The 14,261-nt window shown below is 68.2% G+C and carries 13 protein-coding genes; 6 read left to right on the top strand and 7 right to left on the bottom strand.

Annotation, left to right across the window (positions count from 1 at the left end; genetic code table 11):
* Nucleotides 1-38 precede the first annotated feature (38 nt).
* The 7 genes from ACQ5SP_RS06995 to pyrH all read right to left on the bottom strand — a co-directional run bounded on the left by ACQ5SP_RS06995 (nucleotide 39) and on the right by pyrH (nucleotide 5,683).
* Nucleotides 39-164 carry a hypothetical protein gene (locus ACQ5SP_RS06995; protein WP_430937633.1) on the bottom strand — a complete coding sequence of 42 codons (126 nt, stop codon included), beginning with the start codon at nucleotides 162-164 and terminating at the stop codon, nucleotides 39-41.
* Nucleotides 165-232: 68 nt separating this feature from the next.
* On the bottom strand, nucleotides 233-1,573 hold the full coding sequence (gene rseP / locus ACQ5SP_RS06990; protein WP_430937632.1) for an RIP metalloprotease RseP: 1,341 nt from the start codon (nucleotides 1,571-1,573) through the stop codon (nucleotides 233-235).
* A gap of 8 nt (nucleotides 1,574-1,581) precedes the next feature.
* On the bottom strand, nucleotides 1,582-2,763 hold the full coding sequence (gene dxr, locus ACQ5SP_RS06985) for a 1-deoxy-D-xylulose-5-phosphate reductoisomerase (protein ID WP_430937631.1): 1,182 nt from the start codon (nucleotides 2,761-2,763) through the stop codon (nucleotides 1,582-1,584).
* Nucleotides 2,764-2,766: 3 nt separating this feature from the next.
* Nucleotides 2,767-3,567, bottom strand: a complete 801-nt coding sequence (locus tag ACQ5SP_RS06980; RefSeq protein WP_430937630.1) for a phosphatidate cytidylyltransferase — start codon at nucleotides 3,565-3,567, stop codon at nucleotides 2,767-2,769.
* Entirely contained in the window at nucleotides 3,564-4,292 is a 729-nt protein-coding gene (uppS, locus tag ACQ5SP_RS06975; RefSeq protein WP_430937629.1) for a polyprenyl diphosphate synthase, read from the bottom strand. Before uppS ends, ACQ5SP_RS06980 begins: the two co-directional genes overlap by 4 nt.
* A gap of 48 nt (nucleotides 4,293-4,340) precedes the next feature.
* Nucleotides 4,341-4,907 (bottom strand): ribosome recycling factor, encoded by a 567-nt coding sequence (gene frr, locus ACQ5SP_RS06970; RefSeq protein ID WP_430937628.1) that lies wholly within the window; start codon nucleotides 4,905-4,907, stop codon nucleotides 4,341-4,343.
* Between the two features lie 41 nt (nucleotides 4,908-4,948).
* Entirely contained in the window at nucleotides 4,949-5,683 is a 735-nt protein-coding gene (pyrH, locus tag ACQ5SP_RS06965) for a UMP kinase (protein WP_430937627.1), read from the bottom strand.
* Between the two features lie 97 nt (nucleotides 5,684-5,780).
* On the opposite strand from pyrH, the gene miaA reads away from it, so the two are divergent.
* The 6 genes from miaA to ACQ5SP_RS06935 all read left to right on the top strand — a co-directional run bounded on the left by miaA (nucleotide 5,781) and on the right by ACQ5SP_RS06935 (nucleotide 14,227).
* Complete coding sequence (gene miaA / locus ACQ5SP_RS06960) at nucleotides 5,781-6,689, top strand: tRNA (adenosine(37)-N6)-dimethylallyltransferase MiaA (protein WP_430937626.1); 909 nt, start codon at nucleotides 5,781-5,783, stop codon at nucleotides 6,687-6,689.
* On the top strand, nucleotides 6,653-7,645 hold the full coding sequence (locus ACQ5SP_RS06955) for a helix-turn-helix domain-containing protein (RefSeq protein WP_430937625.1): 993 nt from the start codon (nucleotides 6,653-6,655) through the stop codon (nucleotides 7,643-7,645). Before miaA ends, ACQ5SP_RS06955 begins: the two co-directional genes overlap by 37 nt.
* A 226-nt stretch (nucleotides 7,646-7,871) precedes the next feature.
* Nucleotides 7,872-9,518 (top strand): ABC transporter substrate-binding protein, encoded by a 1,647-nt coding sequence (locus tag ACQ5SP_RS06950; protein WP_430937624.1) that lies wholly within the window; start codon nucleotides 7,872-7,874, stop codon nucleotides 9,516-9,518.
* A gap of 124 nt (nucleotides 9,519-9,642) precedes the next feature.
* On the top strand, nucleotides 9,643-10,698 hold the full coding sequence (locus tag ACQ5SP_RS06945) for an ABC transporter permease (RefSeq protein ID WP_430937623.1): 1,056 nt from the start codon (nucleotides 9,643-9,645) through the stop codon (nucleotides 10,696-10,698).
* Between the two features lie 13 nt (nucleotides 10,699-10,711).
* Nucleotides 10,712-12,133, top strand: a complete 1,422-nt coding sequence (locus tag ACQ5SP_RS06940) for an ABC transporter permease (protein ID WP_430937622.1) — start codon at nucleotides 10,712-10,714, stop codon at nucleotides 12,131-12,133.
* Between the two features lie 12 nt (nucleotides 12,134-12,145).
* A complete protein-coding gene (locus ACQ5SP_RS06935) occupies nucleotides 12,146-14,227 on the top strand; it encodes a dipeptide ABC transporter ATP-binding protein (protein WP_430937621.1) in 2,082 nt (693 codons plus the stop codon).
* Nucleotides 14,228-14,261: the final 34 nt, after the last annotated feature.

Here is a 14,261-nt window from a genome sequence, read left to right as displayed (position 1 = left end):
GTTGCGCAAAATCAGCGTTTCGCGGCTGCGCCGCCGTCTCAGATCGAGGCCAGCCAGGCGATCGAGCCGAGCACCGTCCAGATCGCGACGACCCACATGAGCCAGTCCGCGTTCAGGTCCACCAGGACGGCCAGTCCGGATTGCTTGTCTTCGGCGCTATGCATGATCCTCGCCTCCGTTTTTCTGCTTCCGGACATGGCTACCCCGAGATTGTGACGGGATTTGGGCCAAGTTACGGACAGAAAAGGTCATTTGTGAGGGCAAAGACCATCAGCGTCAGGATCAGCGCGAGCCCGATCGCCATCATGATGCGCAGGGCCTTGTCGCTCGGCGGGCGGCCGGTGACGGCCTCGTAGCCGAAGAAGACCAGGTGCCCGCCATCGAGCACCGGCACGGGGAAGAGGTTGAGCAGCCCCACCGCGGTCGAGAGCACGGCGATGAACCAGACGAAGCTCTCGAGACCCTGGCGCGCGGCGGCGCCCGAGGTCTCGGCGATGCCGATGGGGCCTTGCAGGTTACAGGCGCTGATCGCGCCGGTGACCATGTGCCAGAGCCCGCTCAGGCTGCCGTTGACGACCGCCCAGGTCCTGTCGACCCCGAGTCCCAGCGCCTCGACCGGGCCGGGCGTGTAGGTGCGCGGCTCGAAGAAGGTGCCGCCCGAGATGCCGATCATCGTGCGCTGTTCCCAGCCGCCCTCGCCATTGGGCAGGTCGACGAGCTTCGGGATCAGCTTGAACTCCAGCTCCTCGCCCGCGCGCCAGACGGTCAGCCCTAGCGGCGCGCCGTCCGAGGCCGCCACGATTTCCTGGAGCTGGTGGAAGGCCCAGATCGGCTGCCCGTCGACCGCCCGGATCAGGTCGCCCGCCTGCAGCCCGGCCGAGAGCGCGGCCGATTGCGGCTGCACGGTCTCGATCAGGGGCGGCAGCGGGAACGGGCCCGGCACGGTCGTCTCGGTTCCGGCGCGGGCGACGGTGTAGTCCTTTTGCGGCGTCGGCGCGGCCTCGCGGGCATATTCGTAGAAGGCGGTGTAATCGGGTGTCTGGACCCCGTCGATGGCGGCGATGCGGTCGCCGGGCTCCAGCCCGACGGCGATCTCCGCCGGCATCGGTTTCACATCGCCGACGGCGGGCTCCTCGGTGGCGACGCCGGTGGCCATCACCACGCCCCCGAAGACAAGGATCGACAGGATGAAATTCGCCACGGGTCCCGCGGCCACCGTGGCCGTGCGCGCCCAGAGCGGCGCGCCATGCATAGTGTGGCGCCGCTCGTCGCTGGAGAGATCCTCGATGCCCTCGGCGTCCTTGCCGCTGGCCGCGTCCGAGTCCCCGAGGAACTTCACGTAGCCGCCGAAGGGCAGCGCCGCGATCTGCCAGCGCGTGCCGCGCTTGTCGGTCCAGGCCGCCAGCACCGGCCCGAAACCGAGCGAGAAGATCTCTGCCTTGATGCCGGACCAGCGCCCGACGATGTAGTGACCGTATTCATGGACGAAAACGATGACGCTGAGCGCGACGATGAAGGCCAGCACCGTCATCGCGAAGCCGCCAACGGAAGGGAGAAAGCTAACGAAATCCAAAACTGTCCTCAGTTCTTGCCTGTTTTCCGGGCGGCCTCGGCTGTCTTCAATCGAGCCAAATGGTCCACCGCCTGCACTTTATCAAGGTCGATTGTGGCAGAAGTCAGGTTCCCCGCGGCATCGAGCTGCCCCAATACCGCCTCAACGCAGCCCGCCATGTCGGGAAAGCGGATCTCCGCGGCGAGGAACGCGTCGAGCGCGGCCTCCTTGGCGGCGTTGAAGGCCGCGCCGGCCAGCCCGCCTCGCGCCATCACCTCGCGCGCGAGCCGCACCGCCGGGAAGCGCATCTCGTCGGGCGCGCGGAACTCCAGCTGCCCGATCCGTGCAAGGTCCAGCCGTTCCACCGGCAGCGCGGCACGGTCGGGCCAGCTCAGCGCGTAGCCGATGGCGTGGCGCATGTCGGCCGGGCCCAGATGCGCCATCAGCCCGCCATCCGCGAACCCCACCAGCGCGTGGACGATGGATTGCGGATGCACCAGCACCTCGATCTGCTCGGGCGCGAAGCCGAAGAACTCGCGCGCCTCGATCATCTCGAGCGCCTTGTTGAACAGGCTCGCGCTGTCGATCGAAATGCGCTGGCCCATGACCCAGTTGGGATGCGCCGCCGCCTGTTCCGGCGTGGCCGCGGCCAGCTGCGCGGCCGTCCAGTCGCGGAAGGGTCCGCCCGAGGCGGTGATGATCACCCGCTCGGCACGGGCGCGATCCTCGCCTTGCAGCGCCTGGAAGATCGCCGAATGCTCGCTGTCGACCGGCAGGATGCGCGCGCCGTGGCGCACGGCCTCGGCCATCATGAGCGCGCCCGCGCAGACCAGGCTTTCCTTGTTGGCCAGCGCCAGCGTGCCGCCGTGGCGCAGCGACCGCAGCCCGGGCACCAGCCCGGCCGCGCCCACGATGGCCGACATCGTCCAGTCGACCGGCCGATCCGCGGCCTCGGCCAGCGCCTCGGGGCCGGCGGCGGCCTCGGTCCGGCTGCCCGCAAGCGCCTCGCGAAGCGCGCCCAGGCACTCGGGATAGGCCGTCACCGCGATGTCGGCATCGAGTTCGCGGGCAAGTTCCGCCAGGCGGGTCACGTTCCGCCCGCCGGTCAGGGCCACGGTGCGGAACGCCTCCGGCCCGCCCTGCCGGCGCACGAGGTCGATCGTGTTCTCCCCGATGGAGCCGGTCGCCCCGAAGATCGAGATGCGCCGCACGTCTCAGCCTCCCGCTGCCGGCGGGAAGGCCGCCAGCTGCTGATACAGGAACAGGAACAGCGCCGCGCCCGTCAGCCCGTCGAAGCGATCCATCAGGCCGCCATGGCCGGGCAGGATCGCCGAGGCGTCCTTGACCGACATGCGACGCTTGACCCAGCTCTCGGCGATGTCGCCCGCCTGCGCCGCCATCGCGGCGATCACCGACAGCGCCACCAGCATGCCCCCTGCCCCGAGCGGCTGCATGAAGGCCGCGCCCACGGCGGCCGCGCCGAGCCAACCCGCGACCGTGCCCGACCAGGTCTTCTTGGGGCTGATGCGCGGCCAGAACTTCGGCCCGCCGAAGAACCGCCCCGCGAAATATCCCGCCACGTCGGAGGCCACGACGACGAGCGCCAGCCAGAACATCCAGTACGGCCCGTGGCCCGCGCGCAGCAGAACCATGCTGACCGAGGCCAGCACGATCCCGAGGCTCACCAGCGCGAAGACCCGGCGCTGCCCGGCCGGCAGCACCAGGGCAAACGCCGCGATCAGCACCACGTCGAGCACGTCCCAGGGCGGCGGCAGGTTGAGCGCCGCGGCCACCGCGACGCCGGCGACGCCGGCCAGCAGCACGGCGATCCGGCGCCGCCCGTCGGGGTCGAGCATCCGGGCCAGTTCCCACACCATCAGCGCCGCGATGGCCGCGGCCAGCGCCAGGAAGACGATGCCACCCACCCAGATCGCCCCGAGCCCAAGCGCGGCGATCAGGACGCCGGAAGTCGTGCGAAGCGCGAGATCGGGAAAGCTGCCCCCGGCTCCCGTCATCCGGCCACCGCACCGAAACGGCGGTCGCGCTTGGAAAACCGCGACAGGCAGCGCGCGAAATCCTCGGGCGTGAAGTCGGGCCAGAGCGTGTCGACGAAGTCGTATTCGGCATAGGCCGACTGCCAGAGCAGGAAGTTCGAGATCCGCGCCTCGCCGCTGGTGCGGATCACGAGATCGGGATCGGGCAGAACATGGGTGTCGAGGAACCCCGCCAGGGTCTCGGCATCGACGGCGTCGGGGGCGAGCCGCCCGGCGGCGACCTCGCGGGCCAGCCGCTGGGTGGCGCGCGCGACCTCGTCGCGGCCGCCGTAGTTGAGCGCGATGGTCAAGTGCACTGTGTCGTTGCCGGAGGTCATCGCCTCCAGCTCGTCCATCATCTCGACCAGCTTGGGATCCAGCCGCACCCGGTCGCCGATGAACCGCACGCGCACGCCCTTGCGCAGGAGCCGCGCGGCCTCGTTCCGGATGTAGCGGCGGAAGAGGCTCATCAGCCCCGAGACCTCGGTCTGGGTGCGTTTCCAGTTCTCGGTCGAGAAGGCGAAGATGGTCAGGTAGCGCACGCCCAGGTCCGGGCAGGCCTCGACGATGTCGCGCACCCGGCGGGCGCCGGCCTGGTGGCCGAAGAGCCGCGGCCGCCCGCGGCGCTGCGCCCAGCGGCCGTTGCCGTCCATGATGATCGCCACGTGCATGTCGCCCGCCGCTGCCGGAACCGTGCCATCGGCCATGCTACGGATCCCCTTTCACGTTGTCCCCGCGAGGCCCGCGCCGTCCCGTCATACCTGCATGATTTCCTGTTGCTTGTGCTCGAGCGCGTCGTCCACGGCCTTGATGTAGTCGTCGGTCAGCTCCTGGATCTCGTCGTGCCAGATCTTCTGGTCGTCCTCGGACATGCCGGCGGCCTTGGCCTTCTTGATCTGGTCCATGCCGTCCTTGCGAAGGTTGCGGACCGCGACGCGGGCCTGCTCGGCGTATTGCGCAGCGACGCGGGTCAGCTCGCGCCGGCGTTCCTCGTTCAGCTCGGGAATCGGCAGGCGGATGATGGTGCCGTCCACCACCGGGTTGATGCCGAGCCCGGAATTCCGGATCGCCTTGTCGACCGCGCCCACGAGGCTCTTGTCCCAGACATTGACGGTGATCATCCGCGGCTCGGGCACGTTGACCGTGCCGCACTGGTTGATCGGCATGGTCGAGCCGTAGGCCTCCACCATCACCGGTTCCAGCATGGAGGCCGAGGCCCGTCCCGTCCGCAGGCTCGCGAACTCGGAGCGCAGGGCGGACATCGCCCCGTCCATGCGGCGTTTCAGGTCGTCGATGTCGATATCCAGGTCGTCGTCTGCCATGCCTGTCTCGCTTTCTTCTTTCCGGGTCAGCTATACCCGGTTCACTCCACGATTGTATAGGTGCCTTCACCGCGAAGGATGCCCTCGAACCCGCCCGGCTCGTCGAGCGAGAAGACGATGATCGGCAGGCGGTTGTCGCGCGCCAGCGCGATCGCCGAGGCATCCATCACCTTGAGGTTCTTCTGCAGCACCTCGTCATAGCTGACGCGGTCGTAGCGCACCGCGTCCGGGTTCGTCTCGGGATCGCTGTCATAGACCCCGTCGACCTTGGTGCCCTTGAAGATGGCCTGGCACTGCATTTCGTTGGCGCGCAGCGTCGCGGCCGTGTCGGTCGTGAAATACGGGTTGCCGGTGCCGGCGGCGAAGATGCACACGCGCTGCTTTTCCAGGTGGCGCACCGCGCGGCGTCGGATATAGGGCTCGCAGATCTGATCCATCGGGATCGCGCTGATCACCCGGGTGTAGACCCCCAGCGCCTCCAGCGCGGCCTGCATCGCCAGCGCGTTCATGACCGTGGCCAGCATTCCCATGTAATCGGCGGTCGTGCGTTCCATGCCCTGGGCCGAACCCTGCAGGCCGCGAAAGACGTTGCCGCCGCCGATCACCATGCAGACCTCGACGCCGAGATCGTGCACCTTCTTGACCTCGCGCGCGACGCGCTCGACGGTGGGCGGGTGCAGGCCGTAGCCCTGGTCGCCCATCAGCGCCTCGCCCGAGATTTTCAGCATCACCCTCTTGTATCTGGTGGTCTTGTCTGAAGATGATGCCTCGGTCATCCGCGTCGTCTCCTCGTCCCGCTTGGCGCCCCGGGCAAAATGTCGGAAAAGCGCCCGGTGTTCAACGCCAATAACCGCGATCGTCCCTGGAGCCCGCATGTTCGACCCCGCGACCCTCACCCCCGGCACCCCGGTGCTGATCGCCGGACCGACCGCTTCGGGCAAATCGGCGATGGCGGCGGTCATCGCGCGCCGGCTCGGCGGCATGGTTGTCAATGCCGACGCGCTGCAGGTCTATGATTGCTGGCGCGTGCTGACCGCCCGCCCCACGCCGGCCGAGGAATCGGCGCTGCCGCACCGGCTATACGGCCATGTATCCTGCGACACCGCCTATTCCGTGGGCGACTGGCTGCGCGAGCTGGGCACGCTGCTCGACCGGGAACCGGACCGGACCCCGGTCATCGTCGGGGGCACCGGGCTGTATTTCACGGCGCTGACCGAGGGGCTGGCCGAGATCCCCCCGGTGCCCGCCGAGATCCGCGCCCGCGCCGAGGCGCGGATCGCCGCGGCGGGCATCGCATCCCTGCGGGCGGAGCTGGCAACGCGCGATCCGGCGACCCATGACCGCATCGACCGGCAGAACCCGGTCCGCGTCCAGCGCGCCTGGGAAGTGCTGGAGGCGACCGGCCGCGGCCTCGCGGCCTGGCAGGACGGGACCGGCCCGCCGCTGCTGCCGCTGTCCCGGTGCCGGGCCTTCGTTCTGGACGCGCCCAAGGACTGGCTCACGCCCCGGATCGCGGCGCGCTTCGGCCAGATGATCGCCGGCGGCGCACTGGAGGAGGCCCGCGCCCGCCGACCGCGCTGGGACCCGGCGCAGCCCTCGGCGCGCGCGATCGGTGCACCGGAACTGATGGCCTATCTCGACGGCGAAATGCGCCTCGAGGAGGCCGAGGCGGCGGCCGTCGTCGCCACGCGGCAATACGCCAAGCGCCAGCGCAGCTGGTTCCGCGCAAAGATGAAAGACTGGACATGGCTGCCCGCCCAGGAGGCAGCCGCGCTGCGCTGACCGAGGTCCCGGCGGGAATTTGCCGGGGCCCGGGGGTTTCCCTTTCGTGGCGCGCCGGCGCGCTGCTAGGCTGGCGCCCCGATCCGATCCGCCCGCCCGTTGCCTGCCAGCACCCCGAGGTCACGACGACGATGAACATCCGCGCGCATCCCCTCTCCGCCGCCGGCGACATCCGGATCGCGTCCCTGCAGGGCATGGTGCAGGGCGGGCACTGGGACGTCGAAGCCTCGCGAAGCCTGTCCTCGGACCTTGTGCTTTGGATCACCAAGGGCCAGGGGCGCAGCATGATCGACGGCCACACCCGCGGCTACGGCCCGCATACGGCGATCTTCGTGCCCGCGGGCACGCTGCACGGGGTGGAAATCGGCCCGCGCGTCCAGGGCTACGCGCTGTTCGTGCCCGGCGGGCTTGGCGCCGGTCTGCCGGACGGGGTGGCGCAGATCCGTGCCGGTGACGTTTTCGAGCAGGGCGAGATGACCCGCCATGTCGAGGCGGTGCAGGCCGAGCTGGGCACGCGCGGCGCCGGGCACGACCGCGCGGTCGCGGCCCATGTGGCGCTGATCGCGGTCTGGTTCGAACGCCGCATGGATCGCAACGAGCGGGCCGGCCCGCCGAAAAGCAGCGCCGCCCAGCGGCTGGTGCGCGACTTCACCCGGCTGATCGGCGAGGAGGTCGACGCGGGCAAATCGGTCTCGGATTTCGCGGCCGCGCTGTCGGTGACGCCCACGCATCTGTCGCGGGTCTGCCGCGACAGCTTCGGCAAGCCGGCCTCCGAGGTGCTGCAGGACCGGCTGATCCTCGAGGCCCGGCGCCTGCTGGGCGACCCGGAGCTGAAGGTGCGCGACGTCTCCGACCGGCTGGGTTTTTCCTCGCCGGCTTACTTCACGCGGCTCTTCACCCAGCGCACGGGTGCCTCCCCGACCGCGTTCCGCAGCCGGGGCGCGCGCCGCGGCTGATCGCTGCGCGGCGCGGCCGTCACCCCGGCCGGAATGTCGTTTTTTGAAAAGTCGGATGTCGCAAATTTTTCATTCGATGCCGAAAGCAGGCGTTGACGCACGCAAAAAACTGTTGCGGAATGGGCCCGCAACGGCGGTGCGCGCGGTCGGGGGGATCGTTTGTGGCCTGGCAGCGCCCCGTCCGCGATACCGGAGAACGACCGTTCTACAGGGAGTAAGGAACGATATGACTCATCCGACAAGCAATGGAAAGCCGCTGCACCCGGCAGTGACGATGTACGCCGACGAGTGCAAGCGCGGCGAGCTTTCGCGGCGCGAATTTCTCGGCCGTGCCACGGCCCTCGGCGCGACCTCGGTCGCGGCCTACGCGATGCTCGGCCTCGATGCCCCCGCCCGCGCGCAGACCCCCCAGCAGGGCGGAACGCTGCGCATCCAGATGAACTGCCGCGAGTTGAAGGATCCCCGGACCTACGACTGGTCCGAGATCGCGAACGAGACCCGCGGGATCATCGAGTACCTGGTCGAGGTCCAGCGCGACGGCGCGTTGCGCCCGATGCTGCTGGAAAGCTGGTCGGCCAATGACGACGCCACGGAATACACGCTGAACGTTCGCCAGGGCGTGAAGTGGAACAACGGCGACGACTTCACCGCCGAGGACGTGGCCGCCAACATCATCGGCTGGTGCGACGAGTCGGTCGAGGGCAACTCGATGGCGGCCCGTATGGCGTCGCTGATCACCGACGGCAAGGCCGCCGAGGGCGCGGTCGAGGTGGTGGACAGCCACACCGTCGTGGTGCGCCCGAACACCCCCGACGGCACGCTGATGTTCGGCATGGCCGACTATCCGGCCGCGATCATGCATCGCGACCTGATCGGCACCTCGGTGGGCGATCACGGGGTCGGCACCGGCGCCTACATGTACGAGGAGTTCAAGGTCGGCGAACGCGTGGTACTGGTGAAGAACCCCGATCACGAGTACTGGGGCGAGGCGCATCTCGACCGGGTCGAGTTCCTCGACTACGGCACCGACCCCTCGGCCTGGCTGGCCGGCGCCGATGCCGACGAGTTCGACATGACCTACGAGACCGTGTCGGATTTCATCGACATCTTCACCTCGATCGGCTGGATCGAGAGCGAGGTCGGCACCGCGTCCACCGTGGTGATCCGGCCCAACCAGGAAGCCGAGGTCGACGGCATGCGCCCCTATGAGGACGCGCGCGTGCGCCGGGCGCTGCAGCTGGCGATCGACAACTCGGTGCCGCTGGAACTGGGCATCTCGGGCCGCGGCGTGGTGTCGAACAACAACTACCACGTGGCCCAGGGCGTCCACCCGGACCATGCCGACACGCCGACCCACGAGAAGAACGTCGAGGAAGCCCGCCGCCTGATGGAGGAGGCCGGCATGATGGATTACGAGCACGAGCTCATCTCCATCGACGACGACTACCGCAAGAACACCACCGACGCGATATCCGCGCAGCTGCGCGACGCGGGCTTCAACGTCAAGCGCACGGTGATGCCGGGCTCGACCTTCTGGAACGACTGGACGAAGTATCCCTTCTCCTCGACCAACTGGAACCACCGCGAGACCGGCGTGCAGCTTCTGAACCTCGCCTACCGGTCGACGGCGGCCTGGAACGAGTGCGGCTACCGCTCGGAGGAGTTCGACGCGATGCTCGACGCGGCGACCGCGATCGCCGACAGCGAGGGGCGCAAGGAAGTCATGGCCCAGCTTCAGCAGAAGATGGTCGATGACGGTGTCGCGATGATCCCCTACTGGAGATCGCTCTACCGCCACTACAAGGACGGCGTGGTGAACGCCGAGATGCATCCCAAGTTCGAGATCAACATTCACCATCTCGGCTGGGCCTGACGGGTCCTGTCGCAGGGACAGCGGGGGCGGCACATGCCGCCCCCGGCTTCACCGGCGCTGAACGCCGGCAAGAACCGACAAGCCCCGCCCCGCCCCAGGGCGCGGGACGAAAACAGGGGGTCCCATGTTCCTATTCATCCTCCGGCGGGCCGGGGTCATGGCGCTGACGGCGCTCTGCATGACCTTCATCGTCTTCCTGCTGACCAACCTGCAACCCAATCTCGAGAAGCTGGCCAAGACCCAGGCCGGATCCCGGATCACCGATGCCGAGGTCCAGAGCTGGCTCGAACGGAACGGATACGCCGAGCCGATCCTGTCGCGCTACGGCCAGTGGCTGGGCGTGCTGCCCGGCGCGCTGACCCTGGCCGAGGACGGCACGCCCGAGAGCGGGCGCTGCATTCGCGGCACGACGGTGGACAGCGTCGACGAGGTGCCCCGGTTCTGCGGGGTGCTGCAGGGTGACTGGGGCTACTCGACGAAATTCAAGGTGCCCGTGTCCGAGATCATCGGCGAACGGCTTGCCCGGACGGGCCTGCTGATGTTCTGGGCCTTCGCCACCATGGTGCCGCTCGCGCTCATCATCGGGGTGCTGGCCGGCATGCGCGAGGGCTCGGCCACAGACCGCACGCTCTCGACCTTTTCCATCGCCTCGACATCGACGCCGGAATACGTCTCGGGCGTCATCTTCGTGGTGGTCTTCGCCTCGTCCATGGTGGGGCTGCGCTGGTTCACCGGCTCGGCGAAATCGGCGGTGGACGGCATCACCTTCGAGAACTTCACCCTGCCGGTGGCGACCATCGCGCTCTACGGCATGGGCTACATCGCCCGGATGACCCGGGCGAGCATGGCCGAGGTGATGACCGCGCAATACATCCGCACGGCACGCCTGAAGGGCGTGAGTTTCCGCAACATCGTGCTGCGCCACGCACTGCGGAACGCGCTGATCGCCCCCTTCACCGTCATCATGCTGCAGTTCCCGTGGCTCCTGACCGGCGTGGTCATCGTCGAGGCGCTCTTCGTCTACCCGGGCTTCGGCAACGCGCTCGTGGAGGGCGCCCAGAACAACGACATCGACCTCCTGCTCGCCGTCTCGGTGGTGGCGGTGGTCGTGGTGCTCATCACGCAGCTGATCTCGGATATCGGCTACGCCTTCCTCAACCCGCGCATCCGCGTCACGTAACGGGAGCAGACCCATGGAATCCCTGACCTGGACGGGCGCTCTCGGCCCCTGGCTCAACCCCGCGATCCAGATCGCCGCGCTGGCGCTGGTGATCTCGGCGATCGCGAATATCCTCGTCTCCGTCTTCACCGCCGACGACCGGGTGCATTACGGCCCTGACGGCGCCGTGCTGCAATCCAGCAACGCCACGCGCTACACGCGAACGGCGATGATGCTGTCGCTCGCGGCGCTCATCCTGATCGCGCTCGGCTATCTTGTGGGCGGCATCCTGCTGCCGGCCGAGCAGAAGGGCATCATCGGGCGCATCTCGACCCGCTTCCTGCCGGTCTGGATCGCGCTCGTTCTGGTCTTCGCGATCTCCATCGCCTTCAAGCGCCGGCTCGGGCTCTACGGCCATCTCTTCGACAACGTGATCGGCATGATCGGCTTCGGGCTGGTGGCGTTCTGGGTCTTCTCGGCGATCTTCGCCGACATGATCATCACCTTCGACCCGGTGCAGGACGTGATCTCGGGCATGAAGAACAAGGCGCCCGGCACGCCGCTGCCCTCGCCCGGCGAGGGGCAGTACGGCTACTACCTGCTCGGCGGGGACGCCATCGCGCGCGACGTCTTCTCGCGCATGGTGGCCGGGGCCCGCGTGGTGCTGACCATCGCGCCGGCCGCGACGCTCTTCGCCTTCATGGTGGGCATCGTTCTCGGCGTGCCGGCGGGCTATATCGGCGGCCGCTTCGACACGGTGCTGTCCTTCGTGGCCAACCTGGTGCTGGCCTTCCCGGTGATCCTGCTGTTCTTCCTGCTGGTGACCCCGGAGATCGTGCAGATGGGCGTGCCGACCTACATGGCGGGTATCCTGTTCCTGTTCCCGATCGCCTTCCTGGTGATCCTCTGGAACTCGCGCTTCCACACCCAGCCGATGACGCGCAACCTGCTGGTGGCCGCCACCCTGCTGATCGGCGGCTGGCTCTATCTCGGGCTGGCCTGGGACATGGATCCGTTCGGGCTGATCTCGATCCCGGGCGGTGTGCTGATCGTCTTCGTCTCGGTCGTTTTCGTGAACTCGCCCACGGTGTTCCGGATCGTGCGCGGGCTGACGCTCGACATCCGCACGCGCGACTATGTCGCCGCCGCGCAGACCCGCGGCGAGGGACGCTGGTACATCATGCTCTGGGAAATCCTGCCCAATGCCCGCGGGCCGCTGCTCGTCGATTTCTGCCTGCGCATCGGCTACACGACGATCCTGCTCGGGACGCTGGGCTTCTTCGGGCTGGGCCTGCCGCCCGAGAGCCCGGACTGGGGCACCTCGATCAATGCCGGGCGCGGGCTTCTGCAGTTCTTCCCCTTCCCGCCGTTGGTGCCGGCCGTCGCCATCATGAGCCTCGTGCTGGGGCTGAACCTGCTGGCCGACGGCCTGCGCGAAGAATCGCTCAAGGATTAAGGGAGAGAGATCATGGCAAAACGGGACTATGACGGCCCGATCCTCGAGATCGAGAACCTCTCCATCAGCTTCTTCACGCGGATGCGGGAAATCCCCGCGGTGATGGATTTCTCGACCGTGGTGCAGCCCGGCGAGGCCATGGGCCTCGTGGGCGAATCCGGCTGCGGGAAATCCACCGTCGCGCTCGGCGTGATGCAGGACCTGGGCGTGAACGGTCGGATCGTGGGCGGCTCGATCAAGTTCAAGGGTCGCGACCTCAACGACATGACCCCCGAGGAGCTGCGCGACATCCGCGGCTCCGAGATCGCGATGATCTACCAGGAGCCGATGGCCAGCCTCAATCCCGCGATGCGCGTCGGCCGCCAGCTGATGGAAGTGCCGATGATCCACGAGGGCGTGTCCGAGAAGGAGGCGCAGGCGCGGGCGCGGCAGGTGGTCGAGGACGTCAAGCTGCCCGACCCCGAACGCATCCTGAAGGCCTACCCGCACCAGCTTTCGGGCGGCCAGCAGCAGCGGATCGTCATCGCCATGGCGCTCATGGCCAACCCGTCGCTGCTGATCCTGGACGAACCCACCACCGCGCTCGACGTGACGGTGGAGGCCGCGATCGTCGAGCTGGTCAAGGATCTCGGCAAGAAATACGGCACCTCGATGCTCTTCATCAGCCACAATCTCGGGCTGGTGCTGGAGACATGCGACCGGATCTGCGTGATGTATTCCGGCGAGGCGGTCGAGACCGGCTCGATCGAGGATGTGTTCGACAAGATGCGCCATCCCTACACGCAGGCGCTGTTCCGCTCGATCCCGCTGCCGGGGGCCGACAAGAACAGCCGCCCCCTCAAGGCGATCCCCGGCAACTTCCCCCTGCCCCACGAGCGCCCGCCGGGCTGCAACTTCGGGCCGCGCTGCGACTATTTCCAGGACGGGCGCTGCAACGCGCAGGAGATCCCGATGGTCGGGATCGAGGGCGACGACCGCCACGACACGCGCTGCCTGCGCGTCGCCGAGATCGACTGGGATGCGCCGGTCCAGGCCGAGAAGACCCACGAGAAGGGCGGCTTCGGCAAGACGGTCCTCAAGATGGACGATCTCAAGAAATACTACGAGGTCGCGGCCAACGCGCTCTTCGGCGGCGAGAAGAAGGTGGTGAAGGCCAACGAGGCGATCTCCTTCGAGGCGCGCGAGTCGGAAACCATGGCCATCGTGGGCGAGTCCGGCTGCGGCAAGTCCACCTTCGCCAAGGTGCTGATGGGCCTCGAGACCGCGACCGACGGGCAGATCCTGCTCGACAACAGGGAAATCCAGGACATCGCCATCGAGGATCGCGACACCAAGACCGTCTCCTCGGTGCAGATGGTGTTCCAGAACCCCTTCGATACGCTCAACCCGTCCATGACCGTGGGCCGCCAGATCATGCGGGCGCTGGAAATCTTCGGCATGGGCGCGAGCGAGGCCGAGCGGCGCGACAAGATGCTCGAGCTGCTCGACCTGGTGAAGCTGCCCCGCGCCTTCGCCGACCGCATGCCGCGCCAGCTGTCTGGCGGACAAAAGCAGCGCGTGGGCATTGCCCGGGCCTTCGCGGGGGATGCGCGGATCGTGGTCGCCGACGAGCCCGTCTCGGCGCTGGACGTCTCGGTGCAGGCGGCGGTGACGGACCTGCTGATGGAAATCCAGCGCACGAACAAGACCACGCTGCTCTTCATCAGCCACGACCTGTCGATCGTGCGCTACCTCTCGGACCGGATCGTGGTCATGTATCTCGGCCATATCGTCGAGACCGGCACCACCGACCAGGTCTTCTCGCCGCCCTACCACCCCTATACCGAGGCCCTCCTCTCGGCGGTGCCGATCGCCGACACCCATGTCGAGAAGCGGCGCATCGTGCTGGAAGGCGACATTCCCTCGGCGATGAACCCGCCCTCGGGCTGTCCGTTCCAGACCCGCTGCCGGTGGAAGTCCAAGGTTCCCGGCAACAAGTGCGAGACCGAGCTGCCGCCGATGCGGGATCTGGGTGACGGGCACCGCACGCTCTGCTGGCTGGACGAGGCGCAGATGGACGAGATGGAACCGGTCATCAAGATCGCGGCGGAGTGAGCCGTCCCGCCCGGCCCGCGCGGGCCGGGCCGCC

Source organism: Rhodovulum sp. YNF3179, from assembly GCF_050586465.1.
Lineage (GTDB): Bacteria > Pseudomonadota > Alphaproteobacteria > Rhodobacterales > Rhodobacteraceae > CAJXYS01.
The sequence above is the reverse complement of the archived record's forward strand: the minus strand, read 5'-3'. Positions and strand labels throughout refer to the sequence as shown.